This window comes from Pseudonocardia sp. ICBG1293 (genome assembly GCF_020131355.1).
In the GTDB taxonomy this organism is placed as follows: domain Bacteria; phylum Actinomycetota; class Actinomycetes; order Mycobacteriales; family Pseudonocardiaceae; genus Pseudonocardia.
In genome coordinates this window covers 116,564-141,594 of record NZ_JAHLEL010000009.1, presented here as the reverse complement: position 1 = coordinate 141,594, position 25,031 = coordinate 116,564, and the positions used below count along the sequence as shown (strand labels likewise).

Annotated in this window: 26 protein-coding genes and 2 pseudogenes; 17 read left to right on the top strand and 11 right to left on the bottom strand. The window is 74.5% G+C overall.

The features are described from left to right. Positions 1–56: 56 nt before the first annotated feature. A complete protein-coding gene (locus KPF47_RS07195) occupies positions 57–1,079 on the bottom strand; it encodes an AraC family transcriptional regulator (RefSeq protein WP_224387740.1) in 1,023 nt (340 codons plus the stop codon). 92 nt (positions 1,080–1,171) lie between these two features. On the opposite strand from KPF47_RS07195, the gene KPF47_RS07190 reads away from it, so the two are divergent. The 3 genes from KPF47_RS07190 (at position 1,172) to KPF47_RS07180 (ending at position 2,898) form a co-directional block, all read left to right on the top strand. Continuing rightward, on the top strand, positions 1,172–2,065 hold the full coding sequence (locus KPF47_RS07190) for an NAD(P)H-binding protein (RefSeq protein WP_224387739.1): 894 nt from the start codon (positions 1,172–1,174) through the stop codon (positions 2,063–2,065). Further along, positions 2,062–2,481 carry a DUF1772 domain-containing protein gene (locus KPF47_RS07185; protein WP_224387738.1) on the top strand — a complete coding sequence of 140 codons (420 nt, stop codon included), beginning with the start codon at positions 2,062–2,064 and terminating at the stop codon, positions 2,479–2,481. Before KPF47_RS07190 ends, KPF47_RS07185 begins: the two co-directional genes overlap by 4 nt. A gap of 138 nt (positions 2,482–2,619) precedes the next feature. After that, positions 2,620–2,898, top strand: a complete 279-nt coding sequence (locus KPF47_RS07180; RefSeq protein WP_224387737.1) for a hypothetical protein — start codon at positions 2,620–2,622, stop codon at positions 2,896–2,898. A 65-nt stretch (positions 2,899–2,963) separates the two neighbouring features. Here the strand turns inward: KPF47_RS07180 and KPF47_RS07175 are convergent, their stop codons facing one another. Together KPF47_RS07175 and KPF47_RS07170 are read right to left on the bottom strand one after the other, a co-directional pair. Further along, positions 2,964–4,427 carry a peptide MFS transporter gene (locus tag KPF47_RS07175; protein ID WP_224387736.1) on the bottom strand — a complete coding sequence of 488 codons (1,464 nt, stop codon included), beginning with the start codon at positions 4,425–4,427 and terminating at the stop codon, positions 2,964–2,966. A 72-nt stretch (positions 4,428–4,499) separates the two neighbouring features. Beyond that, positions 4,500–5,489: a Gfo/Idh/MocA family protein gene (locus KPF47_RS07170; protein ID WP_224387735.1), complete on the bottom strand. Its 990-nt coding sequence runs from the start codon at positions 5,487–5,489 to the stop codon at positions 4,500–4,502. A 128-nt stretch (positions 5,490–5,617) separates the two neighbouring features. On the opposite strand from KPF47_RS07170, the gene KPF47_RS07165 reads away from it, so the two are divergent. After that, positions 5,618–6,028 carry a VOC family protein gene (locus KPF47_RS07165; RefSeq protein WP_224387734.1) on the top strand — a complete coding sequence of 137 codons (411 nt, stop codon included), beginning with the start codon at positions 5,618–5,620 and terminating at the stop codon, positions 6,026–6,028. Positions 6,029–6,172: 144 nt separating this feature from the next. Here the strand turns inward: KPF47_RS07165 and aroQ are convergent, their stop codons facing one another. The 3 genes from aroQ to KPF47_RS07150 are packed head-to-tail and all read right to left on the bottom strand — an operon-like array spanning position 6,173 to position 8,644. Next, on the bottom strand, positions 6,173–6,646 hold the full coding sequence (gene aroQ / locus KPF47_RS07160) for a type II 3-dehydroquinate dehydratase (RefSeq protein ID WP_202968295.1): 474 nt from the start codon (positions 6,644–6,646) through the stop codon (positions 6,173–6,175). Positions 6,647–6,650: 4 nt separating this feature from the next. Next, on the bottom strand, positions 6,651–7,319 hold the full coding sequence (locus tag KPF47_RS07155; RefSeq protein ID WP_224387733.1) for a response regulator transcription factor: 669 nt from the start codon (positions 7,317–7,319) through the stop codon (positions 6,651–6,653). Further along, positions 7,316–8,644: a sensor histidine kinase gene (locus KPF47_RS07150; RefSeq protein WP_224387732.1), complete on the bottom strand. Its 1,329-nt coding sequence runs from the start codon at positions 8,642–8,644 to the stop codon at positions 7,316–7,318. Before KPF47_RS07150 ends, KPF47_RS07155 begins: the two co-directional genes overlap by 4 nt. Positions 8,645–8,812: 168 nt before the next feature. Between KPF47_RS07150 and KPF47_RS07145 the strand changes: the two genes are divergently transcribed. The 4 genes from KPF47_RS07145 to KPF47_RS07135 are packed head-to-tail and all read left to right on the top strand — an operon-like array spanning position 8,813 to position 10,695. Continuing rightward, positions 8,813–9,367: a DUF1707 domain-containing protein gene (locus tag KPF47_RS07145; protein ID WP_224387731.1), complete on the top strand. Its 555-nt coding sequence runs from the start codon at positions 8,813–8,815 to the stop codon at positions 9,365–9,367. Next, positions 9,364–9,885 carry a hypothetical protein gene (locus KPF47_RS07140; protein WP_224387730.1) on the top strand — a complete coding sequence of 174 codons (522 nt, stop codon included), beginning with the start codon at positions 9,364–9,366 and terminating at the stop codon, positions 9,883–9,885. The genes KPF47_RS07145 and KPF47_RS07140 overlap by 4 nt, the downstream gene beginning before the upstream one ends. Before the next feature lie 8 nt (positions 9,886–9,893). Further along, entirely contained in the window at positions 9,894–10,217 is a 324-nt protein-coding gene (locus KPF47_RS39935) for a metalloregulator ArsR/SmtB family transcription factor (protein ID WP_308015348.1), read from the top strand. Further along, positions 10,210–10,695: an SRPBCC family protein gene (locus KPF47_RS07135; protein WP_308015347.1), complete on the top strand. Its 486-nt coding sequence runs from the start codon at positions 10,210–10,212 to the stop codon at positions 10,693–10,695. The genes KPF47_RS39935 and KPF47_RS07135 overlap by 8 nt, the downstream gene beginning before the upstream one ends. 36 nt (positions 10,696–10,731) lie before the next feature. Here KPF47_RS07135 and KPF47_RS07130 read toward each other — a convergent pair whose 3' ends face one another. Next, positions 10,732–11,247 carry a DUF1992 domain-containing protein gene (locus KPF47_RS07130; RefSeq protein WP_224387729.1) on the bottom strand — a complete coding sequence of 172 codons (516 nt, stop codon included), beginning with the start codon at positions 11,245–11,247 and terminating at the stop codon, positions 10,732–10,734. Positions 11,248–11,320: 73 nt separating this feature from the next. On the opposite strand from KPF47_RS07130, the gene KPF47_RS07125 reads away from it, so the two are divergent. The 4 genes and pseudogenes from KPF47_RS07125 (at position 11,321) to KPF47_RS07110 (ending at position 15,230) form a co-directional block, all read left to right on the top strand. Then, positions 11,321–11,467: a hypothetical protein gene (locus tag KPF47_RS07125; RefSeq protein ID WP_224387728.1), complete on the top strand. Its 147-nt coding sequence runs from the start codon at positions 11,321–11,323 to the stop codon at positions 11,465–11,467. Between the two features lie 18 nt (positions 11,468–11,485). Beyond that, a pseudogene (locus KPF47_RS07120) lies at positions 11,486–11,989 on the top strand (nuclease-related domain-containing protein); the annotation flags it as partial. A 58-nt stretch (positions 11,990–12,047) separates the two neighbouring features. Continuing rightward, complete coding sequence (locus tag KPF47_RS07115; RefSeq protein WP_224387727.1) at positions 12,048–14,144, top strand: chorismate-binding protein; 2,097 nt, start codon at positions 12,048–12,050, stop codon at positions 14,142–14,144. A gap of 333 nt (positions 14,145–14,477) precedes the next feature. Continuing rightward, positions 14,478–15,230: pseudogene (locus KPF47_RS07110) on the top strand (alpha/beta hydrolase). Here KPF47_RS07110 and KPF47_RS07105 read toward each other — a convergent pair. Beyond that, positions 15,231–15,944, bottom strand: coding sequence for an alpha/beta fold hydrolase (locus tag KPF47_RS07105; protein WP_224387726.1), 714 nt, complete (start codon positions 15,942–15,944; stop codon positions 15,231–15,233). A 20-nt stretch (positions 15,945–15,964) separates the two neighbouring features. Here KPF47_RS07105 and KPF47_RS07100 point away from each other — a divergent pair, with 20 nt between their 5' ends. After that, entirely contained in the window at positions 15,965–16,573 is a 609-nt protein-coding gene (locus KPF47_RS07100; protein ID WP_224387725.1) for a class I SAM-dependent methyltransferase, read from the top strand. Here the strand turns inward: KPF47_RS07100 and KPF47_RS07095 are convergent. After that, positions 16,563–17,414 carry an alpha/beta fold hydrolase gene (locus KPF47_RS07095; RefSeq protein ID WP_224387724.1) on the bottom strand — a complete coding sequence of 284 codons (852 nt, stop codon included), beginning with the start codon at positions 17,412–17,414 and terminating at the stop codon, positions 16,563–16,565. The genes KPF47_RS07100 and KPF47_RS07095 overlap by 11 nt on opposite strands. Before the next feature lie 57 nt (positions 17,415–17,471). On the opposite strand from KPF47_RS07095, the gene KPF47_RS07090 reads away from it, so the two are divergent. The 4 genes from KPF47_RS07090 (at position 17,472) to KPF47_RS07075 (ending at position 21,074) form a co-directional block, all read left to right on the top strand. Then, on the top strand, positions 17,472–17,936 hold the full coding sequence (locus KPF47_RS07090) for a MarR family winged helix-turn-helix transcriptional regulator (protein WP_224387723.1): 465 nt from the start codon (positions 17,472–17,474) through the stop codon (positions 17,934–17,936). 66 nt (positions 17,937–18,002) lie between these two features. Continuing rightward, a complete protein-coding gene (locus KPF47_RS07085) occupies positions 18,003–18,914 on the top strand; it encodes an alpha/beta fold hydrolase (protein ID WP_224387722.1) in 912 nt (303 codons plus the stop codon). 1 nt (position 18,915) lies between these two features. Then, positions 18,916–19,926: a TIGR03617 family F420-dependent LLM class oxidoreductase gene (locus KPF47_RS07080; protein ID WP_224387721.1), complete on the top strand. Its 1,011-nt coding sequence runs from the start codon at positions 18,916–18,918 to the stop codon at positions 19,924–19,926. Beyond that, positions 19,923–21,074 carry an acyl-CoA dehydrogenase family protein gene (locus KPF47_RS07075; RefSeq protein ID WP_224387720.1) on the top strand — a complete coding sequence of 384 codons (1,152 nt, stop codon included), beginning with the start codon at positions 19,923–19,925 and terminating at the stop codon, positions 21,072–21,074. The genes KPF47_RS07080 and KPF47_RS07075 overlap by 4 nt, the downstream gene beginning before the upstream one ends. 144 nt (positions 21,075–21,218) lie before the next feature. Here KPF47_RS07075 and KPF47_RS07070 read toward each other — a convergent pair whose 3' ends face one another. Both KPF47_RS07070 and KPF47_RS07065 read right to left on the bottom strand, forming a co-directional pair. Continuing rightward, entirely contained in the window at positions 21,219–23,774 is a 2,556-nt protein-coding gene (locus tag KPF47_RS07070) for a site-specific integrase (protein WP_224387719.1), read from the bottom strand. After that, entirely contained in the window at positions 23,771–24,967 is a 1,197-nt protein-coding gene (locus tag KPF47_RS07065) for a site-specific integrase (RefSeq protein WP_224387718.1), read from the bottom strand. The genes KPF47_RS07070 and KPF47_RS07065 overlap by 4 nt, the downstream gene beginning before the upstream one ends. Positions 24,968–25,031 lie beyond the last annotated feature (64 nt).

The following is a 25,031-nucleotide window of genomic DNA, read 5'->3' as shown; positions in this document are numbered from 1 at the left end:
TGGTGGCGTCGTCGCAGCGTAGCAGCACTCTGTCGAACGTGTGTGCGAGGGTCGGGTCAGTCGACGAACGGACCCGCGGCGACCGGGGCGAGGCCCCGGCCCTGCCTGCGGACCCGGCCGGCGGGTTCCCCGACGACGCGCACGAAGGCCCGAGCGAACGCGGCCTCGGAGCGGTAGCCGAACCGGTGGGCCGCCTCCGCCACCGTGCCACCGCCCTCCGACAGGAACTGCGCCGCGGCATGCATCCGCCACCGCGTCACGTAGCCCATCGCGGGCTCTCCGACGAGCTCGGTGAAGCGCGCGGAGAACGCCGAGCGCGACATGGCCGCCGTCGCGGCGAGCGCGGCCACCGTCCAGTCCCGCTCCGGCTCGCGGTGCACCGCCGCGAGCGCGCGGCCGATCCGGTCGTCGGCGAGCGCCCCCAGCCAGCCGGTGCGGGTCGCCGCGTCGACCCGCAACCGCCCGCGCACCGCCTGCAGGACCAGCACGTCGGCCAGACGGGTGATCACCGCGTCGCTGCCGGGACCGCCGTGTTCGACCTCCGCGGCCAGCAGCCGCAGTGTGTCCTGCACCCGGTCGCCGAGCGGCGACGGCTCGATCCGGACGAGGTCGGGCAGGCTCGCGACGAGGTCGCCCGCGGCGGGGTGGGAGAACCGGACCGCGCCACACACCATCCGGGTCACCGGACCGTCGCCGCCGTGCCGGAGCAGGGCGTAGCGCCCGTCGAGCATCGGGTGCGGGATCGACCGGATGTCCGGGGCGAACACACCGGGCGCGCTGCGCAGCACGTGCCCGGATCCCCGCGGCACGACGACCAGCTCCCCGGGCCGTAGCTCGCGGTCGACCCCCTCGACCGGGCCGTCGGTCCCGCCCGTGACGCCGTCGACGGTGAGCCGGCACCCGCCCGAGGTGACGACGTGGAACCACAGGCAGCCCGGCGTCGCGGGCAGCGTCATCCCCCACGGCTCGGCCAGCTCGGACCGGCAGTAGAAGACGCCGTCCATGCGCAGCACGTGCAGCGCCTCCCCGAGCGGGTCGGCGGCCGGGAACGGCGGCGCGGCGGACACGGTGCACAGCATGACAGCTCGTCCACAGACCATCCCCAGATGTGGACGGATGAGCATCGGTTGTGGACGGAAGTGGATTCTGCGTCCGATCAGATCGAGCGACGGTGGACGCACACCGATCGAAGGAGTTCGACATGATCACCGTGCTGGGCGCGACCGGGAACGTGGGTACGCAGGTCGTCCGGGAGCTGACGGCGGCCGGGACGGAGATGCGGGCCGTCGCCCGACGGCCGGGCGCAGCCGCCCCGGGCGTGCGGCCGTGGGCCGGCGACCTGGGCGACACGGCGTTCCTGCGGCGCGCGTTCGACGGCGCGGACGCCGCGTTCGTCCTGCTGCCGTTCGACGTCACCGCGGCCGGGCACGCCACCCACCAGACCCGGCTCGGGGAGTCGGTCGCCGCCGCGCTGGGCGACGCGGGCGTGCCGCGGGTCGTCGCGCTGAGCTCGCTCGGGGCGGAGGTCCCGGGCGGACCGGACCTCGCCGACACCGGGTACCTGGGCAGCCTGCACGAACAGGAGAGCCGGCTCGCGACGCTCGACGCGCACGTCACCCGGCTCCGGCCGGGCCTGTTCCTGGAGTCGTTCCTGTGGTCGGCCGACGCGATGCGGGCACACGGGGTGCACGCCGACTCGGTCGACCCGGACGTCGCGCTGCCGATGGTCGCCACCCGCGACGTCGGCCGGGCCGCCGCCGCGGCGCTGCTCGCCCCCGACGCACCGGCGGTCGTCGAGGTGCAGGGGGCGGCCGACCGGACGGTGCCCGACGTCGTCGCCGCACTCGGGCCCGCCCTGGGCGTGCCGGGCCTGACCTACGTGCGCGTCCCGGACGAGGAGATGGAGCAGCTGCTGCGCGGGGCCGGACTGCCCGCGGACGGTGCGCGGCTGCACGTCGCGATGAACCGGGCGTTCAACGAGGGCCGGGTCCGGGCGCACGGCCCGCGGGGCGCCGCCGACGGGGCGCTGACCGTCGAGGAGTGGGCGGCGGGGGTGGCGGGATGACCGGCATCCTCGACGGCGCCGCCGTCACCGGGGCGGGCCTGCTCGGCGGGGTCTACCTGGCGTTCTCGGTCGCGGTGCTCCCCGCCCTGCGTCGTCGCCCCGCCGCGGAGGCGGTCGCGGTGATGCGCGCGGTGAACCGGGTGATCGTGAACCCGGTGTTCGGGACACTGTTCGCCGGCACCGCACTGCTCGCCGGCGCGGTGACGGTGGCCGGGGCGCTCGGCGACCGGCCGCTGCGGATCGCGGGCGGGGTCGCGGTGCTGGCCGGCTTCGCCGTGACCGCCGCGGTGAACATCCCGCTCAACAACGCCCTGGAGCGCGACGGCGACTGGGCCGCGTTCGCCCCGCGGTGGAGCGTCGCGAACCACCTCCGGGGGGCGTTCTCGGCACTCGGCGTGGTCCTGCTGCTGCTCTGAGTCGAACGTGTGTGCGACATCTCGGGGACCCGTCTGGCGCCTGCCGGGGCGGGCGGGGCACGCTGGCCGCCGCGCCCGCTCCCCCGGGTGCGGACCGGCCGTCGCCCGCGACGGCTCCGCAGCGACGACCGGGGGAGCATGAACACCCACGAACGACGGCGGCTGGCCGCCCTGCGCACCGACCGCGAGACGGTGCTCGCGGCCGCGGCCGCGCTGCGGCACGAGGCCGTGCAGGCGCGCTACGCCGGGCTCGCCCGCCCCGAGATCGCGTTCGGGCTGGCCTCGGTGCTGGAGATGCTGGCGATGCGGATCGCCGACCAGCCCCCGGACGTCCGCGCGCACGTCGTGCGGATCGCCCGGGAGATGGCCGGCGACACGATGGACTCACCGACGATCCGGCGCACCCGCCGTCGGTGATCCACCGGAGTTGTCCACAGGTGTGTGCACAGCTGGGGACGGATCGAACCGGTGTTCGAGTCGCTCTAGCGCACGCCCTCCATCAGCACCTTCAGCTTCGGCACCAGCGCGACGACGACCAGGCCGACCACGATCGCGGTCACCCCGGTGATGCCGAAGTACGCCACCTCGGCGCCCTCGCTGTAGAGCTCCGCGAGCAGCCCGGAGAGCACCGTGCCCATCGAGACCGACAGGAAGAACAGCGCCACCATCTGGGTCTGGAACGCCTGCGGCGCCAGCTTGGTCGACAGCGACTGCCCGACCGGCGAGGTGAACAGCTCGGCCAGGCAGAACACCAGCAGGATCCCGACGACCGCGAGCAGCGGCGTCCCGTTGGCGCCGGTGCCGGCGAACGGCACGAACAGCAGGAACGCGCAGCCGACGACCACGGTGCCGATCGCCATCTTCATCGGCGACGACGGCTGGCGCGGCCCGAGCGTGGTCCACACCGTGGCGTAGACACCGGCGAGCAGGATGACGAAGACCGGCTCGATCGACTGGGTCCAGGTCACCGGCATCTCCCAGCCGAGGATCGTCCGGTCCAGGCGCTGGTCGGCGTAGATGGTGAGCACGGTGAAGATCTGCTGGAAGATCGCCCAGAACATCACCGAGGCGAGCCACATCGGCAGGAACGCCAGCACCCGGCGGCGCTCGACGCGGTCCACCTTCGGACTGGTCAGCATGAGCGTGAAGTAGGAGACGGTCGCGACCAGGACGATCCCGAACACGATCCACTTCAACCGGTCGGCGGTGATCACGTCGGTGGCGATCAGGACGCCGACGACGACCAGCAGCGCGACCGCTCCGATCCCGGCCCGGGTCCGGGTGGCGGCCGGGAGCGGGTTCGGGACGACGAAGCCGGACGTGGGCAGCTTCCGCCGGTTGACCGCGTACTGGGCCAGGCCGATCGCCATGCCGACCGCCGCGGCGCCGAATCCGACGTGGAAGCCCCACGTCGACTGCAGCACCCCGGTGAGCAGCGGACCGCTGAAGGCTCCGATGTTCACGCCCAGGTAGAAGATCGAGAACCCGGCGTCGCGACGGTCGTCGCCCGGGCCGTAGAGCGAGGCCAGGATCGTCGAGGCGTTCGCCTTGATCCCGCCGCTGCCGAACGCGACCAGCACCAGGCCGATCGCGAGCCCGGGCGTACCGGGCAACAGCGCCAGCGCGATGTGGCCCGCCATCACCGAGATCCCGCTGCCGAACAGCACCCGCTCGGGACCGAACAGCCGGTCCGCGGACCAGGCCGCGAGGATCGTCGAGAGGTAGACGGTGCCGCCGTAGGCACCGACGATGCCCGCCGCCACCCCCTCGTCCAGACCCAGGCCGCCCTGGGTGGCCGAGTAGTACATGTAGATGAGCAGGATCCCCTGCATGCCGTAGAAGGAGAACCGCTCGAACATCTCGACGCCGAAGAGCGTCGCGAGCTGGACGGGGTGGCCGAGAAAGGTCCTCTCCCGGCGCCGGGACGTGGTCGTGGTGTCGGACACGCCGTTCGGTCTACTCCGCCACGCAACGGTCGTAAAGCGCTTGACGAGTGACCGTCACCGCATCGCGACCCGTCAGAGGGACGCCGATCCCTCTTCCGGGACCATCCCGAGCCGGTCGGCGACGGCGGCCATGACGTCCTGGACGGCGACGGCGTCGGCCAGCGGCATGACCGGGCTCTCGGTCTCCCCCGCCGCGACCCGGCGGGTCACCTCCTCGATCTCGTGGGTGTAGCCGCGCCCGGTGGCCGGCAGCACGATCTCCTCGGGGTCGGCGCCGTGCCGGTGCACCACGATCCGGTCCGGGTGGTGGAACCGCGGCGGCACCTCGATCCAGCCCTCGGTGCCGATCACCCGGGCCGAGCCGGGCATCGCGCACTGCAGGCTGGTCTGCAGGGCCGCGCTGCGGCCGTCGGGCCAGCCGAGCAGGATCGACTCCTCCAGGTCCACGCCGGACGGCGTCAGCGCACCGCTCGCCGCGACCGTGCTCGGGCTGCCGAGCAGCATCTGGGCGAACGAGATCACGTAGACACCGAGGTCGAACAGGGCGCCGCCGCCGAGCTCCGGGGAGAAGAACCGGTCGTCGTCCCCGCTGCGGTTGCGCACGCCGAGGTCGGCCTGCACGGATCGGACCTCGCCGATCGCGCCCTCGGCGACGAGCTCCCGCAGCCGGACGACGGCCGGGAAGAACCGCGTCCACATCGCCTCCATGACGAACACCCCCCGGTGCCGGGCGGCCGCGGCGATCTCACGGGTCGCGACGGAGCTGACGGTGAAGGCCTTCTCCACCATGAGTGCCTTGCCCGCCTCGATCGCGGCCAGGGCGATCGCCCGGTGCTGCGGGTGCGGGGTCGCGACGTAGAGGACGTCGACGTCCGGGTCGTCGAGGATCGCGCGGTAGCCGGTGTGCACCCGCGCGATCCCGTGCCGGCGGGCGAACTCCTCGCCGCGTTCCGCGGAACGCGACGCGACCGCGACGAGCTCGGCGCCGGGCACGTGTGCGAAGTCCGGCGCGACGGCGTCGGCGATGCGGCCCGGACCGATGATTCCCCACTTCACGCTCATGCCGTCGATCCTGCCCGGCGACCGCGGGAACTTCCCGGCGGCCGACCGATGAGTCCGGTCACCGCGCCCGGTCCACCACTTCGAACGGCACCGGAACCCCCGGCGCCACGTCCACACAGGAGCCCCCGATGCCGAACATGATCTTCGTGAACCTGCCGGTCGCCGACCTCGCCGCGGCGAAGTCCTTCTACTCCGCGCTCGGCTTCGGGCTGAACGAGCAGTTCTCCGACGAGCGCACCGCCTCGTTCGTCGTCAGCGACGCCATCGTGGTCATGGTGATGACGCAGGACCGGTTCCGGGAGTTCACCGAGCAGCCCGGCGTCGCCGACCCGCGGTCGGCCCGCGAGGTCATCAACGCCTTCGGCGTGGACAGCCGCGACGAGGTCGACCGGCTGATCGAGGCCGGTCTGGCCGCCGGCGGCACCCTGTCCGGCAAGACCGAGGACCACGGCTTCATGTACGGCCGCGGCATCGACGACCCGGACGGCCACCACCTCGAGTTCGTCTGGATGGACGCCGCGGCCGTCGCCGGGGAGTGATCCCCGCCCGGTCCGTCGCCGCCGTCCGAGGGGTGCGGCGACGGACCGGGCCGATCGGTGCCCGCCCGGTCGGCGTCCGGTCGGACGGCGCAGGATCCGGCGGCGCACCGGCCGGGCAGCGCAGCGGCGACGGGCGGCGCGGGTTCAGACGGCGCGCAGCGGGCGCACCTTGCGGACCAGCCCGTCGATGGCGAGTGCGTAGCCGTCGACGCCGAACCCGACGACGATGCCCGCCGCCACCGGCGAGACGAACGAGTGGTGCCGGAAGGTCTCGCGGCCGTGCACGTTGGAGATGTGCACCTCGACCGTGGGGAGCTCGGCCCCCTCGATCGCGTCGTGCAGCGCGACCGAGGTGTGGGTGTAGGCGGCGGCGTTGAGGACCAGGCCGACCGCGTCGCCGCGCTTCACCGCGGCACCGGCCTCGTGGATCCAGTCGACGAGGACGCCCTCGTGGTTGGTCTGGCGGAAGTCCAGCTCGAGGTGGTGCGCGGCGGCCGACTCCCGGCACAGCGCCTCGACGTCGGTGAGCACGGTGGTCCCGTACACCTCCGGCTTGCGGGTCCCGAGCAGGTTGAGGTTCGGGCCGTTGAACACGAAGACGGTGGTCACGCCCGCGATCCTCTCAGCCGCGCCAGCCGGGGCGGACCAGGCCCGACTCGTAGGCCAGCACGACCAGCTGCGCGCGGTCGCGCGCGCCGAGCTTGGTCATCGTGCGGCTGACGTGGGTCTTCGCCGTCGTCGGGCTCATGTGCAGACGGACGGCGATCTCGTCGTTGGACAGCCCGGCGGCAACCTCGGCGAGGACCTCCCGCTCGCGGTCGGTGAGCTCGCCGAGCCGCAGGGCCCCGTCGGGCCCGCCGCGCGAGCGCGCCGCGAACTCGCCGATCAGGGTGCGGGTGACGGCCGGGGCGAGCAGTGCCTCCCCACCGTGGACGACCTGGATGGCGTGGATGAGGTCGGCCGGTTCGGAGTCCTTCACGAGGAAGCCGCTGGCCCCGCCGCGGATCGCCTCGAAGACGTAGGAGTCGTCGGTGAAGGTGGTCAGCACGACCACCCGGGTGCCGGCGAGCTCCGGGTCGGTGGTGATCTCCCGGGTCGCGGTGAGGCCGTCGGTGCCGGGCATGCGGATGTCCATGAGCACGACGTCCGGGCGGTGCTCGCGGGCGGCGACGGCGGCCTGCGCACCGTCGGCCGCCTCGGCCACGACGTCCAGGTCGGGCTGGGAACCGAGCAGGGCGCGGAAGCCGGACCGGACGAGTGCCTGGTCGTCGGCGAGCAGGACGCGGATCACCTGTCGGCTCCCGGGGTCGTGGGGTGGTCGGGGACGCGGGCCTGCGTGACGGTCCCGGACGAGCCGGGACCGGCGGCCGGATCGGTGGCGGGATCGGCAGCGAGCGGGCCGGGGGCGACCAGGTCGGCGGGTCCGTGGTCGGCGGGTCCGGGGTCGGTGGTGGGGTCGGCCGGGGGCGCGGGCAGGTGGGCGCGCACCCGGAAACCCCGCTCCGGGCCCGGCCCCGCCGTCAGCGTCCCGCCGATCGAGCGAGCACGCTCGCGCATCCCGGTCAGCCCGGTGCCGTCGACCGCGCCGGGGGCCGGGCCGGCACCGTCGTCGTCGACGGTCAGGTCCAGCGCGTCCGCGCCGAACCGCAGGGTGACCACGGCGGTGCCCGCACGGGCGTGCCGGCGCGTGTTGGTCAGCGACTCCTGCACGATCCGGTACGCCGCCAGGTCCACCCCGGTCGGCAGCGGTCGCGGGCCCCCCTCGGTGTCGCGGCGCACCGGCAGCCCCGCGGCGCGCACCTCGTCGAGCAGCGCGTCGAGCCGGTCGAGGCCGGGGGTGGGCGCCCGCGGGGCCTGCTCGTCGACCCCGCGCAGCACCCCGAGGGTGGAGCGCATCTCGCGCAGCAGGTCACGGCTGGCGCGCTTGATCTCGGTGAGGGCGGTGCGGGCCTGCTCGGGATCGTCGTCCATCAGGTAGAGCGCGACCCCGGCCTGCACGTTGATCAGTGACACGTGGTGGCCGAGCACGTCGTGCAGCTCCTGGGCGATGCGCAGCCGCTCGGCGTCGGCGCTGCGCCGCCGCTCGGCCTCCGCGGCCCGCCGGGCCTGCGCCGTGCGCTCGCGGCGGACCCGCCACAGGGCACCCCCCGCGACGAGTGCCGCCAGCCAGGCCAGCACCGGGCCGGCCGCCGGCCACGGGACCGGCCGACCGGCCACCAGCAGCCACCCGAGCAGCACGCCGAGCGCGACGACGACCACCGCGAGCGCCCGGTGGTGGCGCCCCGCGGCGACCGCCGACACCAGCGCGACGGCGAACGCGAACCCCAGCGGCCCCACCAGCGGGTAGCCCAGCCCGAGGTAGACGACGACCGCGGCCGCGCACACCGTGAGCGCGACGACCCGATTCAGGTGCCGGAACAGCAGCGCGACCGGCCCCACCGCGAGCAGCACGGCGGCGAGCCCGTCGAGCGGGAGCGCCGTCGTGTCCGGGGTCGGGTACTGCGCGGTGCGGACGGCGTAGAACGCCGAGCCGCCCAGCGTGAACAGGCCGACGACCAGTGCGGGGACGAGTGTCCGGGCGATCCCGCCCCACCTCGGACGTCGGTCGGCGGTCACGCGGGACATGGTAGACCGGGTCACCGACGGCGGGCGTCGTCCGGACGGCGACGGCCCGCGTACTCCCGCGGGAGTACCCGGGCGGACGCTCCTCCCCCGCCGGCGGCAGCCCGACCGGCGACCACCGGCGGACGCGCCCGACCCCGGTCCGCGGCGACGCTGGCCGTCATGACAGCGACTCCGGACACCCGCACCGCACCCACCGTCGAGCCACCCACCACGCCACCCGCCGAGCCGGCACCCGCGCCGGCACCCGCCACGCCCGCGGACCGGCCGGTCGCGTCGGCGGACCGGGTGGTCCCACCGCCCGACGCCGTGCTGGCCTCCGACGCCGAGCGCGAGCACGTCACCGCCCGGCTGCGGACGGCCGCCGCCGAGGGACGCCTGACCCTCGCCGAGTCCGACGAGCGCCAGACCGCCGCCTATGCCGCCCGCACCCGCGACGAGCTCGTCCCGCTGCTCGCCGGGCTGCCCCGCACGCCCCGGCCGCGTCGTCCCCGGCGCGGCCCCCTCACCCCCCGCGCGCAGCGCAACCTGCGGATCCACACCGGGGTGACCGGCGCCGTGCTCCTGCTGCTGGTGCTGGGCGCGGTGCTCGGACCGGCCCCGCTGTTCGCGCCGATCGGACCGGCGTTCTGGCTGGGCCTGATCCTGTTCGTGCACTCCCGGCGGGCCGAGCGCGAGCCGTCGCCGGACGAGGAGCTGCCCGAGGAACTGCGGTGACCGCCGTCGCCGAGCGGACCGGACGGACGGCGCCGAGACGGCTCGCCCGCCGTCCGCGGGCCGCGGTGCGCACCGCGCACGTGCTGCTCGCGGCGGCCTGGACCGGCGCGTCGCTGGTGATGCTGGTGCTGCCCGCGGCGGTGCTGCTGCAGGGCGCCGACGCCGGGTTCGCCGTCGCGGTGATGGCCACCGTCGGGAACGGGGTGATCCCGTTCCTCGCCGTCGGCACCGTGCTCAGCGGGGCGGTCCTCGGGCTCGGAACGGCGTGGGGGCTGTTCCGGCACCGCTGGGTCGTCGCGAAGACCGCGCTGGCCCTGGCGGTGATCGTGTCCTCGGTCGCGCTGAGCACCGGCTGGATCGACGCCGCCGGGGCGGGGGACCGGTCGGTGCTGCCGCTGCTGGTCGCGGCCGCGGTGCTGCACCAGGTGATGCTGCTCGGCGCGACGGTGCTGTCGGTCGAGAAGCCCGGCGGACGACTGCGCCGGCGACGATTGACAGGCAACCAAAAGGTTGCATAATTGGCCGCGTGACCGACGTGGATGCCGTCTTCCGCGCCCTCGCCGACCCGACGCGGCGGCGCATCCTCGACCGGTTGCACGAGCAGGGCGAGTCGACGCTCGGTGCGCTGTGCGAGGGCCTGGACATGAGCCGCCAGGCCGTGTCCAAGCATCTCGCCCAGTTGGAGTCCGCCGGGCTGGTGACCACCCTGCGACGCGGCCGGGAGAAGCTCCACCACCTCGACCCGGTCCCCATCCAGGAGATCCACGACCGGTGGATCGGGAAGTTCGAGCGCAGCCGTGTGCAGGCGGTCACCGCCCTGCGCGCGGCGCTGGAGGAGCACGATGAGTGAGCGTCGCTACGTCTACACGACCTACATCCGCAGCACCGCCGACCAGGTGTTCCGGGCGCTGACCACGCCGGAGTTCACCATGCAGTACTGGGGCGGGGCGGAGCTGACCTCGGACTGGCGGGTGGGGAGCCCGCTGGAGGCGCTCCACCCCGACCGCGACGACTTCATCGGCGAGGTCCTCGCCGTCGAGCCGCCGCACCGGCTGTCCTACACCTTCACCGGCCGGGCGGAGCAGGCCGCGGGGCGGCCGCCGACCGTCGTCGAGTTCGCGATCTCCCCGTTCGGCGAGGAGGCGGTGAAGCTGCAGGTCGTCCACACCGGGTTCACCGACGACGAGCAGGGCGCCCGGGACGCCCGCGACGTCGGTGAGGGCTGGCCCGCGATCCTGGCAGCGCTCAAGACGCTGCTCGAGACCGGCCGGCCGCTGGGCTCCCCCGGTCACTTCGCACCGCGGACACCGGCGGCGCCCGCCCGGTGAGGCCACGCCCGGCGCCCGCCGCCGGGACCGGCGGTCTCAGCGGCCGAGCAGGCGGGCCCACCAGTCACGGCGGGACCGTCGCCCGTGCCCGGTCCCGCCGGTGGGCCGGGCCGCGGCGGGACCGGTGGCGGCACCGGCGGCGGCGCGGCGGCGTTCCCGGGCCGCGTGCCAGCGCGCGACGACCTCCTCGACGTCGAGCCTGCGGATCGGGACCCGCGGGCCCATCGGGTGTCGCATGTGATCGACGACCCGGGAGTTGACCTCCTCGACGTGCTCGCGCACGCGGCGCTCGTCGACGAAGCGGGTGACGGTCTCGTCGATCCGGTCCAGCTCCTTGCGCAGCTGGATCGACGGCGGGAGCATCGCGTCCCCCGGGACGCCCTCGCGTTCCAGGTAGCCGCGGATCCACCAGTTCTCGTCGACCGGGCCGATCCGGCCCGCGCCCGGCAGCGGCTTCCCCTTGCCGGGCAGGTCGTCGAAGTCGCCCCGCTCGACGGCCTCCCGGATCGTCCGGTCGACCGGGGACTCGAACCGCGGGTCCACACCGTTCATGGCTGCACCACCCCCTCACGAGGTTACCGGCGACGGCCGTTCCCTGTCGGTGCTCGGGTGCACACTCCGCGCCATGACGACGACACCGACCACGACACCCGCGACGACACCCACGACCGACCGCTCCCGCGCACTCGACCTGGCGCGCCACTACCCCGGCCGACGGGCCGGGCACGTCGCGGCGCAGCAGCGTGGGGCGGGGTTCCCCGACCGCAACTGACGCCTCGGTGCCGACGGTGAGCACCGCACCGCCCACCTGCTGACCGCGCTGACCGGCCGTACCCGCCGGGACCGGCTGCTCGGCAGGCCCGCCGCCTGGCGGGTGCTGCACTCGGTCCCGCTCGACGGCGGTGCCGCGGACCTCGACCACGTCCTGATCGGACCGCCCGGCATCTGCGTGGTCGGCACCCGGCACCACCGCGGCCGCTCCCTGCTCCTCGCCGGCGAGCGGCTGGTGGTGGCGGGGACGGCCACCGACGCCGTGCCCCGGGCCCGGGCCGAGGCGCAGCGGGTGCGCGAGCTGCTGCTGCCCCGCCTCGGGACGGCCGCCGCCTCGACACCCGTCCGTCCGGTGGTCGCGCTGGTAGGGGCCCCGATCCGGGTGCGCCGCTGGCCCGACGACGTCGTGGTCGCCACCGAGGGCGCGCTGGTGTACGCCCTGCGCGGGCTGACCCCGGTGCTCGGGCCGCGGGAGGTGGAGCGGATCCACGCCGTCGCCCGGCGCCCGGAGAGCTGGGGGTGAGGCGTGCGCCGGGTCACGGCGCCTTCCCCGTGCCGGGCCCGGTCCGCATGCTCTCCGGGTGACCTCGACCGCGCCGGCCCGGACCGGGCTGCACCGTGTCCCGATCCCGGCGGACGTCGCTCCGTCCGGGATCGCGGCGGCGGTGCGCCGGCTCGCCCACCGCCCCCGGCTGGTCGCCTTCGGCGGGAGCTGGTCGTGGGGGTCGCTCGTCGCCACCGACCCGGTGTTCACCGCCCCGGACGGCGCCGACCCGTTCACGGTGCTGGACGCACCGCCGCGACCGGTACGTCCGGGGGCGCCCCCGGACGCGGGGGCGACCGGAGCCGTCGGGGGCGGCTGGTTCGGGCTCCTGGACCACGCGCCACCCGGGGAACGGCCGACCGCGTCGCTGTCCTGGTACCGCGACGTGCTGCGGCACGACGGTGGGCGCTGGTGGTTCGAGGCGCTGGTCGTCGGCCGGTCCCCGCTGCCGGGCCTGCCGGACCGTCCCGGCGCGGCGCACCCGGACACCCGCTCGGCCGAGGACCGGTGCGCGGAGCTGTGCGCCGACCTCGCCCGCCCGGCACCGCAGCGGTCGGCCCGGATCGCGGTCACCCGGTGGCCCGACCGCGACGCCCACCTGGCCGCGGTCGAGCGGTGCGTCACCGAGATCCGCCGCGGCGAGATCTTCCAGGCCAACGTCGCGACCCGGCTCGAGGTGCGGCTGGACGGCGACCCGCACGAGGCGTGGGCCCGGCTCGTCGAGCCGGTCGCCCCCGCCCGCGCGGCACTCGTCGTGACACCGGGACGGGCGGCGGTGGGGGCGAGCCCGGAGCTGTTCCTGCACCGCGACGGCGACCGGGTCACCACCGCCCCGATCAAGGGCACCCGGCCGCGCACCGGCGGGTCCGGCGACGAGGCCGAACGTGCCCGGCTGGGCGCCTCGGTGAAGGACGCCGCGGAGAACGTGATGATCGTCGACCTGATGCGCAACGACCTGGCCCGGGTGGCGCGTCCCGGCGGGGTGCGGCCGGGGCAGCTGCTCACCGTCGAACCGCACCCCGGGGTGTGGCACCTGGTGTCGCGGGTGCACGCGACCCTGCGCGACGACGTCACCGACGCCGGTCTGCTCGCCGCCACGTTCCCGCCCGGCTCGGTCACCGGCGCGCCGAAGATCCGTGCCTGCGAGGTGATCGCCGACTGCGAGGACGGCGGGCGCGGACTGTTCACCGGCGCGGTCGGCGGGGTGAGCCCGCTCGCCGGGCTGGAGCTGAACGTCGCGATCCGCACCCTCGACCTCGGCCCCGCCGGGCCCGACGGCAGCCGCGCCGGACGGCTCGGCGTGGGCGGCGGCATCACCGTCGACTCCGACCCGGCGGAGGAGTTCGGCGAGGTCCTCACCAAGGCCGCCCCGGTACTGGCCGCGCTCGACGGCCCACCCCGCCCGCTCCGGCCGCAGGTCGGCAGGCCCGCCGACCGGTCCGCGGGCCTGTTCGAGACGCTGTCCTGCGTCGACGGCCGGGCCCGCCGGGTCGGGGAGCACGCCGCCCGGCTGCGCCGCTCCTACCTGGCGGTCACCGGCCGCCCGCTCGGGGCGCGGGTCGAGGCCGAGGTCGCCGCGGCCGTCGCCGGGCTGTCCGGGCAGCACCGGGTGCGGGTCGAGGCGTCACCGCGGGACCCGTCGCGGGTCACCGTGCGCGCGATCCCCTGGGCGGGTCCGGTCCCGCTCGTCGAGCAGGACGGTGTGGTCGCCGTCGTCCGCCGCGGTACCGACGGCGAGTCCCACAAGTTCGCCGACCGTCGCTGGCTCGACGCCCACGAGGCGGCCTCCGCACGGAGCACGCCGCTGCTCTGCGACCCGACGGGCCGGGTGCTGGAGACGACCCACTCCGCCGTCGCCGCCGTGCACCGCGGGCGGCTGTGGGTCCCCCCGCTCGACGGCCGCATCCTGCCCGGCACCGGGCGGCGCGCGCTGCTCGACCTGGTGGGCCCCGGTGCCGTGCGCATCGCGCCGCTGCCGCTGGCCGCGCTCACCGAGGCCGACGGGTTCCTGCTGGTCAACGCCCTGCGCGGGGTGCAGTGGGTGCGCCGGGTCGACGACGCGGACCACACCGTCGCGGCCTGGGACGGCCCGGATCCGCTGACCCGCCACCTCGCCGAGGTCCTGTCCCGCTGACCCCTCGCCCCGCGTCGGCGCCATCCGGTCGGCTCGCACCGCGCGCCCGCCCCGGCCGTGGTTGCGCCCGCCCGACCTCGCACGCCCGTCCCCCACCTCGCGCACCCTGCAGACCGTGCGAGGTCCTCGGAAGGTGTGCGAGGTCGGCCCCACCGGCAGGATCGGGTCGTGAGCACCGACCGGATCGCCGCCGAGCTGCGTCGCCCCCTGCGGTGGGTCCCCGCCCTCCCGCTGCACCGCCCCCGGCTGCTGCGCCTGCTGCAGCGGCTGTCCCGACGCGGCAGGCCCGCCGCCGTCGACGGGGTCCGGTCGACCACGCACCCGGGTCCGCCGATGCTGCGCGTGCACGTCCCCGACCACCGCACGACCCCCGCGGCGCTGCTGTGGTTCCACGGCGGCGGCCTCGTGCTCGGATCCCCGTTCATCGACGACGTCCGGTGCGGCGAGCTGGCCGCCGAGCTGGGCATCGTCGTCGTCGCGGTGGACTACCGGCTCGCGCCCGGCGACCCGTTCCCGGCCGGCCTGGACGACTGCCACACCGGGTGGACCTGGCTGCACGACGCCGCCGGCCGGCTGGGGATCGACCCGGCGCGGATCGCCGTCGGCGGGGCGAGCGCCGGGGGCTGCCTGGCCGCCGCGCTCGTCCAGCGCCTGCACGACGAGGGCGGACCGCAGCCGGTCGCGCAGTGACTGGTCTACCCGATGCTCGACGACCGCACCGCCGCCCGCCGCGAGCTCGACCGGCCGCCGCACCGGGTGTGGAACAACCGCAACAACGAGGTGGGCTGGCACGCCTACCTGGGGCGCGCGCCGGGGACCGGTGAGCCCGGACCGTACGCGGTGCCCGCCCGCCGGGCCGACCTGTCCGGGCTGCCGCCCGCATGGATCGGGGTCGGCGACGTCGACCTGTTCCACGACGAGGACGTCACCTACGCGCGGCGGCTGCGGGAGGCCGGGGTGCCGGTCGAGCTCGACGTCGTCGCCGGCGCACCGCACGGTTTCGACGGCTGGGGCAAGGGCGTCGCGATCGCCGACGACTTCACCGGGCGCTCGGTCGCCTGGCTGCGGGACGCGCTCGCCGGCTGATCATCCGGCCAGGTCCAGCAGCAGCGCGGCCAGCTCACGCGGCCGGTTCTGCGGTACCAGGTGGTGGGTGTCGAGCTCGGCGTACCGCCAGGCGTCGGAGGCCCGGGCGCGGTCGGCGGCCGCGGTGAACGCCCCGCCCGCGACGTCCTCGCGGGTGGCCCGCACGAAGGTCCGCCCGCACGGCCACTGCTCCAGCGGCCGGGTCAGCCGGACCGGCTCGGTGAGCGTCCGGGCCGGCTGCGGGGAGCGACGCGGCGCCGACCACGCGGCCTCGGCCGGATCGTCGTAGTGCCGCTCCGGCCCCGGGACCAGCCACGACGCCCCCAGGCCCGGCGCGCCCGGCGCGGGCACCGCGGCGGCGAGCGCGGGCGCCAGGTCCAGGACGGACTCGCCGTCGCCGGGGACGAACGCGTCGAGGTAGACCAGCTCCCGGACCCGGTCACCGATCTCCTCGAGCGCCCCGGTCACGACCATCCCGCCGTAGGAGAAGCCAAGCAGCACGATGTCGTGCAGGTCCTCGTAGAGCACCGCGTTCACCACGTCGCGCACGTGCACCGACAGGTCGATCCAGGGCCCGGCCAGATGCGAGCGCTCGCCGATGCCGGTGAGCGCGGGCGTCACCACCTCGTGCCCGGCCGCGCGCAGCAGCGGGCGCACCAGGTGGAAGGCGTGGGCGCCGCCCCAGGCGCCGTGGACCAGCACGAACGTCGTCATGGCAGCAGACTTCCACGACGATGAGCGAATTTCCCGACGGCTTCTTCGACCGCGCCGACCCCGCCGACGACCGGGAGTTCTACCTGCCGCCCCGGTTCGTCCAGCACATCGACGAGGGTGCGATCGCGGCCGCGACGGCGTTCTACGACGAGATCGGCACCACCGGCCGGGTGCTGGACCTGATGTCGTCGTGGGTGTCGCACCTGTCGCGCCGCCCGGAGCACCTGACCGTGCTGGGCATGAACCGGGCCGAGCTCGCGGCCAACCCGATGGCCCACGAGGCGGTCCGGCACGACCTCAACGCCGACCCGGTGCTCCCGTTCGCCGACGCCGCGTTCGACGCCTGCGTCTGCACCGTCTCGGTCGACTACCTGACCGACCCGGTCGCGGTGTTCGCCGAGGTGGGACGGGTGCTGGCCCCCGGCGGGGTGTTCGCCGCCACGTTCTCGGACCGCTGCTTCCCGACCAAGGCGGTCCGCGGCTGGCTCGCCTCCGACGACGCGGCGCGGGTCGCGATCGTGGGCGAGTACTTCCGGCGCAGCGGCGCGTTCGACACCCCGGCCGCCCGCGACTGCGGTGCCCCCGGGGACCCGCTGTACGCGGTGTGGGCGCGCACCCCTACCGGCTGAGGAACCCGGCCAGCAGCCGCTCGAACTCCGCCGGGCGTTCCATGTTCGGGTAGTGCGCGGTACCCGGCACGGTCGCGAGCCGGCCGTCCGGGACCCGCTCCACGGTCCCGGTGACGATCCGCCGGTGGTCGTCGGAGTCGAGATCGCCGACGACGCCGAGCAGTGGCACCGCCAGGCCCGGGGCCCGGTCGAGGGCGTCGTCGAGGAAGCCGATCGGCGCCGGCGGCGCGGCCGGGTCCGCGGGCAGGTGGTGGGCCAGCATGTCGACGGCCATCAGCCGGACCTCGGCGAGCACGGCCGGGTCGACCTCGGCCGCCATCCGGTGCGGGCCGGGCACGAACTCCAGGAACACCGAGATCCAGCGCTCGGCGTCGAGGTCGAGGCGGGCCTGCTCCCAGCGGGCCATCCTGTCGAGCATCCAGGGGTCGGTCCAGGTGGGCGCGCCGGCACCGGCGCCGCTGAGCACGACCCGGTCGACGAGGTCGGGCCGCTCCAGCGCGGTGTCGAACGCGATCCGCGCGCCCATCGAGAGCCCCACCAGCACCACCGGACCGGTGCCCAGCTGCTCCAGCAGCACGGCGACGTCGTCGTGCGGGCGGTACCCGTCGGGCCCCGGGTCCGACGAGGCGCCGTGCCCGCGTGCGTCCGGGACGATCACCCGGTGCCGGGCCGACAGCGGTCCGACCTGCCGGGCCCACATGCGGCCGTCGAGCGCCCCGCCGTGCAGCAGGACCAGCGGAGGCCGCCCGTCGGGGTGCGGACCGGTGTCGCGAAAGGCGACGCGACCGCCCGGTACGGGCAGGAACGCCGGGACGGTGCTCCGGGCCAGGGGGAGAGTCATGACACCCAAGGTGTCATGACTCGGTCCGCATGACAACTGAGGTGTCACAATTGCCGGGTGACCGACATCGACCGGACCGCCGAGAAGCTCGCCGAGGTGTACCTCCTGGTGGGCCCGCTCTACCGACGGGTGCTGCGCGAGGTGGAGGAGACGGCGCCGGAGAACCGGGTGTCCGCCGGAGTGCGCGCGGTGCTCGACCAGCTCCGGCGGCACGGCCCGATGACCGTGCCCGAGATCGGTCGTTCGCAGTCGCTGAGCCGTCAGTTCGTGCAGCGCATGGTGGACGAGGCCCTCGCCGCCGGACTGGTCGAGCGGACCGACAACCCGCGGCACCGGCGTTCCAAGCTCGTCGCCGCGACCGCGGCGGGCCTGGCGGTGATCGAGGACGTCGTCGGGCGCGAGCACACCCGGCTGCGGACGGTCGCCGCGCACCTCCCGGCCACCGACGTCGACGCCACGCTGCGCGTCCTCGCGGCGCTGGTCGCCGACCTCGCCGAGATCGAACCCGCAGGCGAGCATTGACCCCCTTCGGTCCCGTGCCGCACGATCCGACCGAGATCGACCCCTCACCGCTGGTGGTGCCCACGCATGTCCGACACGTTCACCTTCTCCGGCCGCGACGGCACCGCCGTCACCGCCTACCGCTGGCTCCCGGGGGCCGCCGGTGACCCGGTGCGCGGGATCGTCCAGATCACCCACGGCATGGGCGAGCACGCCCTGCGCTACGTCCCCCTGGCCGAGACCCTCACCGCGCGCGGCTTCGCGGTGTATGCCCAGGACCACCGTGGGCACGGCGCCACCGCGGGCGGACCCGAGCACTACGGCGTCCTCGGCGACGACGGCTGGGACCAGCTCGTCACCGACATCGGCCTGCTGTCCGCGCACGCCCGGGCCGAGCACCCGGGCGTCGGGCTGGTGCTGCTCGGCCACAGCATGGGCTCCTTCGCCGTGCAGCAGGCGCTCGTGGCCGACGGCACCCCGCCGGACGCGGTCGTCCTGTCCGGCACCGCGCTGCTCGACCTGATAGAGCAGGGGCTGGACCTGTCCGGCCCGCTGGACCTGTCGTCGTTCAACGCACCGTTCGAGCAGCGCACCGGCTTCGAGTGGCTCTCCCGCGACGCCGCACAGGTCGACGCCTACGTCGCCGACGCCCGCTGCGGCTTCGGCCTGGACGCCCCCGGGACCCGGGCGATGTTCGCCGGTGGGCGTCCGCTCGCCGAGGCCGCGACGCTGAAGCGGATCGCGGGCGGGCTGCCGGTCTACGTCGTGGTCGGCGACCAGGACCCGGTCAACGCCGGGCTGGCCCTGGTGCGGCCGCTCACCGAGCGCTACGCCGAGGCAGGCCTGCAGGACGTCACCCTGAAGGTCTGGCCGGGCGCCCGGCACGAGGTGTTCAACGAGACCAACCGCGAGGAGATCGTCGCGGACCTGCTGTCCTGGCTGGACCGCGTGGTGCCCGCCCGCGGGGACGGCGCCACGTCCGGCCGGCAGGACGCCTGAGATGCGCGTCGACACCACCGGCGGGTTCTCCGCCACCCCGGACGCGACCGAGGCGGCCGCCGTCGCCGCCGAGGCCGACGGCTACGACACCCTGTCCGTGCCGGAGACCGCGCACGACGCGTTCGTCTCGCTGGCGCTCGCGGCCAGGGCCACCCGCCGGATCCGGCTGCAGTCCGCCATCGCGGTGGCCTTCGCCCGCAACCCGATGACGCTCGCCTACCAGGCCAACGACGTGCAGCTGGTCTCCGGCGGCCGGTTCGACCTCGGGCTGGGATCGCAGGTCCGCCCGCACATCGAGCGCCGGTTCGGCATGCCGTGGAGCCGCCCGGCGGCCCGCATGGAGGACTTCGTCTCGGCGTTGCGGGCGATCTTCCACGCCTGGGCCACCGGGGACCGGCTGCACCACCGCGGCGAGTTCTACTCCCACACCCTGATGACCGAGTTCTTCTCGCCGGGGCCCAACCCGCACGGGATACCGCCGGTGATGCTGGCCGCGGTCGGCGAGCGGATGACCGAGGTCGCGGGCCGGGTCACCGACGGCCTGCTGGCCCACTCGCTGACCTCGCCGTCCTACCTCGCCGAGGTCACCCTGCCCGCACTGCGCCGCGGGCGCGGCCGCGACGACCTCACCGGTTTCGACGTCTGCCTGCCGGTCTTCGCCGTCCTGGGCGCCGACGCCGACGCCCGGGCCGCCGCCGAGGCGGGGGTGCGCCGCCAGATCGCGTTCTACGCCTCCACCCCGCCGTACCGCCCGGTGCTGGAGCACCACGGCCGCGGCGCGCTGGCCGACGAGCTCAACGGGCTGTCGCGGCAGCAGGCCTGGGACGAGATGGCCGGCCTCGTCGACGACGACCTGCTCGACCTGTTCGCCGTCGCGGGCGACCCGGCCGCGGTCGCCTCCGGGATCGCGGACCGCTACCGGGACCTCGTCGACCGGGTGTCGCTCTACACCCCCTACGACGCCGACCCCGCCCTGGTGCTGGACGTGGTCACCCGCCTGCGGGCGGCGTGAGCACGCACCCGGAGGTCCGGGAGGGCGTGCGCGCGGTCTGCTCCCGGTTCGGTCCGGAGTACTGGCGCGCCTGCGACCGCGAGCACCGCTTCCCGCAGGAGTTCCACGACGCGATGGCCGCCGGCGGCTGGATCGGCGTCGCGATCCCCGAGGCCTACGGCGGCGGGGGCGCCGGGATCTCCGAGGCCGCCGCGGTGATGGAGGAGGTCGCCGCGTCCGGGGCCGCGATGAACGGTGCCTCGGCGATCCACCTGTCGGTGTTCGGGATGAACCCCGTCGTGAAGCACGGGTCGGAGGAGACGCGGCGTCGCTACCTGCTCCGGGTCGCCGACGGGTCGCTGCAGGTCGCGTTCGGGGTCACCGAGCCCGACGCGGGCCTGGACACCACCGCCATCACCACGACCGCCCGGTGGGACGGCGAGCGGTACCTGGTCCGCGGGCGCAAGGTGTGGACGTCGAAGGCGCCCTACTGCGACAAGGTCCTGCTGCTGGTGCGCACCACCCCGCGCGAGCAGGTCACGACCCGCACCGGTGGGCTGTCGCTGCTGCTCGCGGACCTGCAGCGCCCGGAGGTGACGATCACCCCGATCGACAAGCTGGGCCGCAACGCGGTGGTGTCCTGCGAGGTCGTCTACGACGACCTCCCCGTCGACGCCGCGGACCTGGTCGGCGACCGGGACCACGGCTTCCGGCTGATCCTCGACGGGCTCAACCCGGAGCGGATCCTCATCGCCGCCGAGGCGCTGGGCACCGGCCGGGCCGCGCTGGCCGCCGCCGTGTCCTACGCGAAGGAGCGCACGGTGTTCGGGCGCCCCATCGGCCGGAACCAGGGCATCGCGTTCCCACTGGCCGAGGCGCACATGCGGCTGCACGCCGCCGCCCTGGTGGTCGCGGACGCCGCCGCCCGCTACGACGCGGGCGAGCCGTGCGGCGAGCAGGCCAACACCGCGAAGTTCCTGGCCGCCGAGGCCGCGTTCTTCGCCGCGGACCGGGCGGTGCAGACCCTCGGCGGGTTCGGCTACGCCACCGAGTACGACGTGAGCCGCTACTTCACCGAGGCCCGCCTGATGCGCCTGGCACCGCTCCCGCAGGAGATGGTGCTCAACCACGTCGCCGAGCACGTGCTGGGCCTGCCGCGCTCGTACTGAGCCCGCGCACGACGGCGGCCGGCGCCCCGCGCAGGGGACACCGGCCGCCGGTCGTCGTGGCTCAGCGCAGGCCGAGCTTTTTTCTGAACTTGCTCACGGTGGTTGTCCTCCAGCTGGTTCGTGGGGTCGGGGTTTTGAGTGAGGTCACCTGGGTCTGTCCCGGATGACGGGCAGGCCGAGGTCGGTGATCTTCGGTGCGGGGGTCGGGGCGGTGCGGGAGAGGCCGGCGAGCTTGGTGCGGGCGGCGTTGAGGCTGGTCTGGAGGCCCTCGACTTCGCCGTGCCAGCCGTTCGCTCGGGCTTCGGTGATCCGGTCACTCAGGTTGCGGGCGATCTCGGCCAGGCGGGTGTGTTGGCGGGGGTCGATCTGCAGCATTGGGCAGCGGATGCAGGCGTGTTCGTGCTGGCAGGGGCTGTCGTAGGGGCGTCCGCAGTTGCCGAGTTCGAGCTTGCGGCGTTCGAAGTGCTGCTCGAACTCACGCCACTCGGTGTTGGTGGGCTGGCGGTATTCGGCCTGGGGGCGTTCGGCTCGGCGCCGGTCGAGGAAGCCGCGGTAGGAACGGATCAGGTCGTCGGTGAAGACGGCGTGGTAGGCCTGGGTGGTTGTCACTGAGTGGTGGCCGAGCAGGCGGGCTGCGATGTGGATCGGGAGTCCGTTGTTGACCACGTCGGTGACGAACATGCGGCGGAAGTCGTGGGCGGTGAACAGCAATGGCTGCCCGGTGGGGTTGGTGATCCCGGCGCGCTGGGCGGTCGTGACGAGCAGCTTGCGGACGGAGTGGTAGCTGAACACGTTCTGGACGGCGCTGTTGCGTCGTGTCTGGAACAGGTGCGGCAGCGGTGGTCCGGTGACGCGTTCGAAGCTGTCGTAGCGGGCGACCAGCGGGATCGTCGAAGTTCCGGTCAGGCGCCGTAGCCGGGTGATGATTGCGGCGAGGACGTCGGTGAGTTCCGGGCTGATCAGCAGCAGCCGTTCCTCGTTGCTCTTCGACGGGACGATCTGGAGCAGAGGGACCAGCTCGCCGGTGGAAGGCAGCCGGTAGGAGATCACCGCGAGCTGGGTTAACTCGAGTAGTTCCTCGACGCGGATCCCGGTGTGACGCAGGGTTTCGATGACCGCCCAGGCCCAGAACGCGTCGTCCTCGGCTTGGCTCTGGTTGATCCGGGTGTTGGTGTCGAGGCGCTGCAGGATCACGGTGTGGTCGCGCCCGGCGAACGCTCCGGCCTCGGCAGGGCTGCGCAGTCGCCGCCGGTAGGTGCGGCCGTCGTGGGTGAGCTCCTCGTCGATCCCAACGGCCAGGGCTGCGTCGAGCAGCGCTCGCTCGGCGCGTAGCCGGTCCTCGGCCGCAGCGACCAGGCGGGGCAGCTTCGGCATCCGTTCGCGGATGCGCTGATGGATCCGCGCGGTGACCTCGGCGCGGGCCTTGTCGAACCCGGCGACGTCGGCGCGCCGGACCGGTGACGGTGCGACCGCGCCGGCCCAGCTGGGATCGGTCTGGGCCCAGTCGGCCAGGTCGAGATAGAACGCCCGAACCGTCATCAGGGTCGAGTAGCGGCTGGTGGCGCTGAGTGTGGCGCCGTTGCGGCCTGGCTGGGTCGCCAGGCGCTGCTTCCAGGCGCGGGCGGCATGCTCGGGCAACGCGAGTCCCTGGCCGGGGTCGCCCAGCTCCGGGTGGTGGACCTCGATGTCTGACCAGAACCGGCCGGCCAGCTCGGCGGCCAGATTGCGTAGCGAGGCGAAGTCCAGCGCCGGTGCGCGCTCGGTGAGGTAGCGGGTGAGGATCTCGGCGACGACCGGGTTGGCGACGCCGTAGTAGGCGACCAGCTGCGCAGGGCTGGGGCGCCCGAGCCGAGTCGCCGAGGCCAGGCTCGATCCGTCGTCGAGGACGCCCATGCGCATCAGCAGATCCCAGGCCGTCGACAGCCCTCGGACCGGATGCCCGGCCGCCAGGCCCCAGGCGCGGGCCTCGAGAAGATCGTCGACGGTGAGATCGGCCAGAGCGGGCTTGCCGGTGTGGAGCAGGATCTTGATCAGAGTGGTGCGGGCCCGCAGCAGCGTGGCCGGGACCGCGGTGACCCCCTCGACCTGGCAGGGTGCGCCATCGAGGCCACCGATGCGCGCAAAGCTCACCTGCCCGGCGCCGCTGCCGCTCCGGTCAGTCTGGTCATCGCCGGTGTCGTGCAGGAGCCCGAACATCGTGAACAACGCCGGGTGCTTGTGTCCGGCGAACAGGACGTAGTCGGGGCGGACCACTCGGGCCGCGAGCAGCCAGGTCAGCCCGGAGTTCAGCTCGGCGCGGGCTCGTCCCAGGCTCTTGGCTCTCCGCGGTGCACCGAGGAGCTGGTCGACCACGTGGTCGTGATCGCCGCGCGCGGCGAGCCACCGGTCCTGCCAGCCCCGCCCCGGGAAGGTCGCCAGCCAGGACAGCAGCTTCTCGACCCCGCGACCGACGCCCTGGCCCCGCCGTTGGTCGGGGGCGGTCACCGGCCAGCTCCCGGCCTGCTGAGAGCGCTGGACCAGTGGTGCGGCGGCGGTGGTGTCCCAGGGGCCGTTCGGGTGCCCGGGGCAGCAGCGCGCCAGCTCCGGGACCGGGATCCGGTTCGTCCAGTCCCGCCGCCATGACCGGGCGAGAGTCGGTTCCGCCGCTTCGGCATTCGGCGGCGTCGACAGAGCCGGCGAGGGAGTCGTGGTGGTGCTCATCGACGATCACCACCGAGCAGGATCGCCAGCGCGCCGGCGTCGTAGCCCTGCGCCGGGACCGGCTCGGGCGCGTGCGTGCGGGAGTCACGGGAGGCCAGGTGCTGGGCGACCCGGGCGATCACCCGGTCGTCGTCCTCGACGAGATAGACGCCGGCGGTCGTGGTGATGTGAGCGTGCCCGAGCACGGTCTGAACATCACGGATCGACAGGTCCTCGTCGCGACTCATCCGCAGCGCCGCGGTGTGGCGCAGATCGTGCCAACAGTGGTTCGTGCCCAACACGCGGTTCGCCCGCAGCAGGACTGCCCGCATCGCCGGATAGGTCAGCGGCCGCAGCCCGGCCCCGGCCGGACCAGGGATCCGGCGGTCCATTCCCGGGCCGCCGCGACGCCGGTAAGGACGCAGCGTCCACCACAGCGGCCCGTCCGCCGCGGGCGTGCCGAGGCCGGACATGTAGAGACGCAGCCAGACGAAGGACTCGCTGCTGGCCGGAAGCCACTGCTCAGCACGCGAACCCTTGCGGACCACCCGGATCCGCTGATCGCCCCAGTCCAGATCGATCGGGCGCATCCCCAACAGCTCACCGGCGCGAGCGGCCGAGGACACCGCGAGCGAGGTGATCGCCCGGTCCCGGTCACTGCGCAGCTCGGTGAACAGCGCATCCCAGTGCTCATCGGCCAACGCCCGCGGGCGCTGACGGGGAACCTTCGGATTGTGGCGCAACGCGCCGTCACCACGGAACGGGCGCAGCGGGTTGTGATGGGCGTTCGTACGACCGGACTCCCGCGAGCGGGCCAGCACGACCGGGTTAACCAGCGGCCCCTCGCCCTGCTCGATCCAGAACTCGTAGAACGCGCGGATCACCGCGTTGCTGTGGCGCACCGTGCGCGGTGCGTAGGAGTCCGACAAATACGGCTTGCCCGTGACCGTGTTCGTCCGCCCCACCGTGGACGCCGACCTGGTCCGCGGGGTCCGGCGGGGCTTGTCGGCCTGCGACAACCACAGCACCAGGTCCCGAACCTCGGCGACCGTCGCGCGGTCCCAGGCGACATCGACACGGTGTAGCCAGCGCCACCACCGCAACAGGGCGTAGGCGTAGCTGCGGACACTGCCCGGGCTACTACACCGAGCGGCGAGATCCCGCAGGAACTCCGCGATCGGTTCGACCGCAACACCATCCGGATCGACGACCAACCAGCCCGGCAGATCATCCGCCGCTACGACCCGTCCCCACCGACCCAGACCGTCCCCGCCGGTC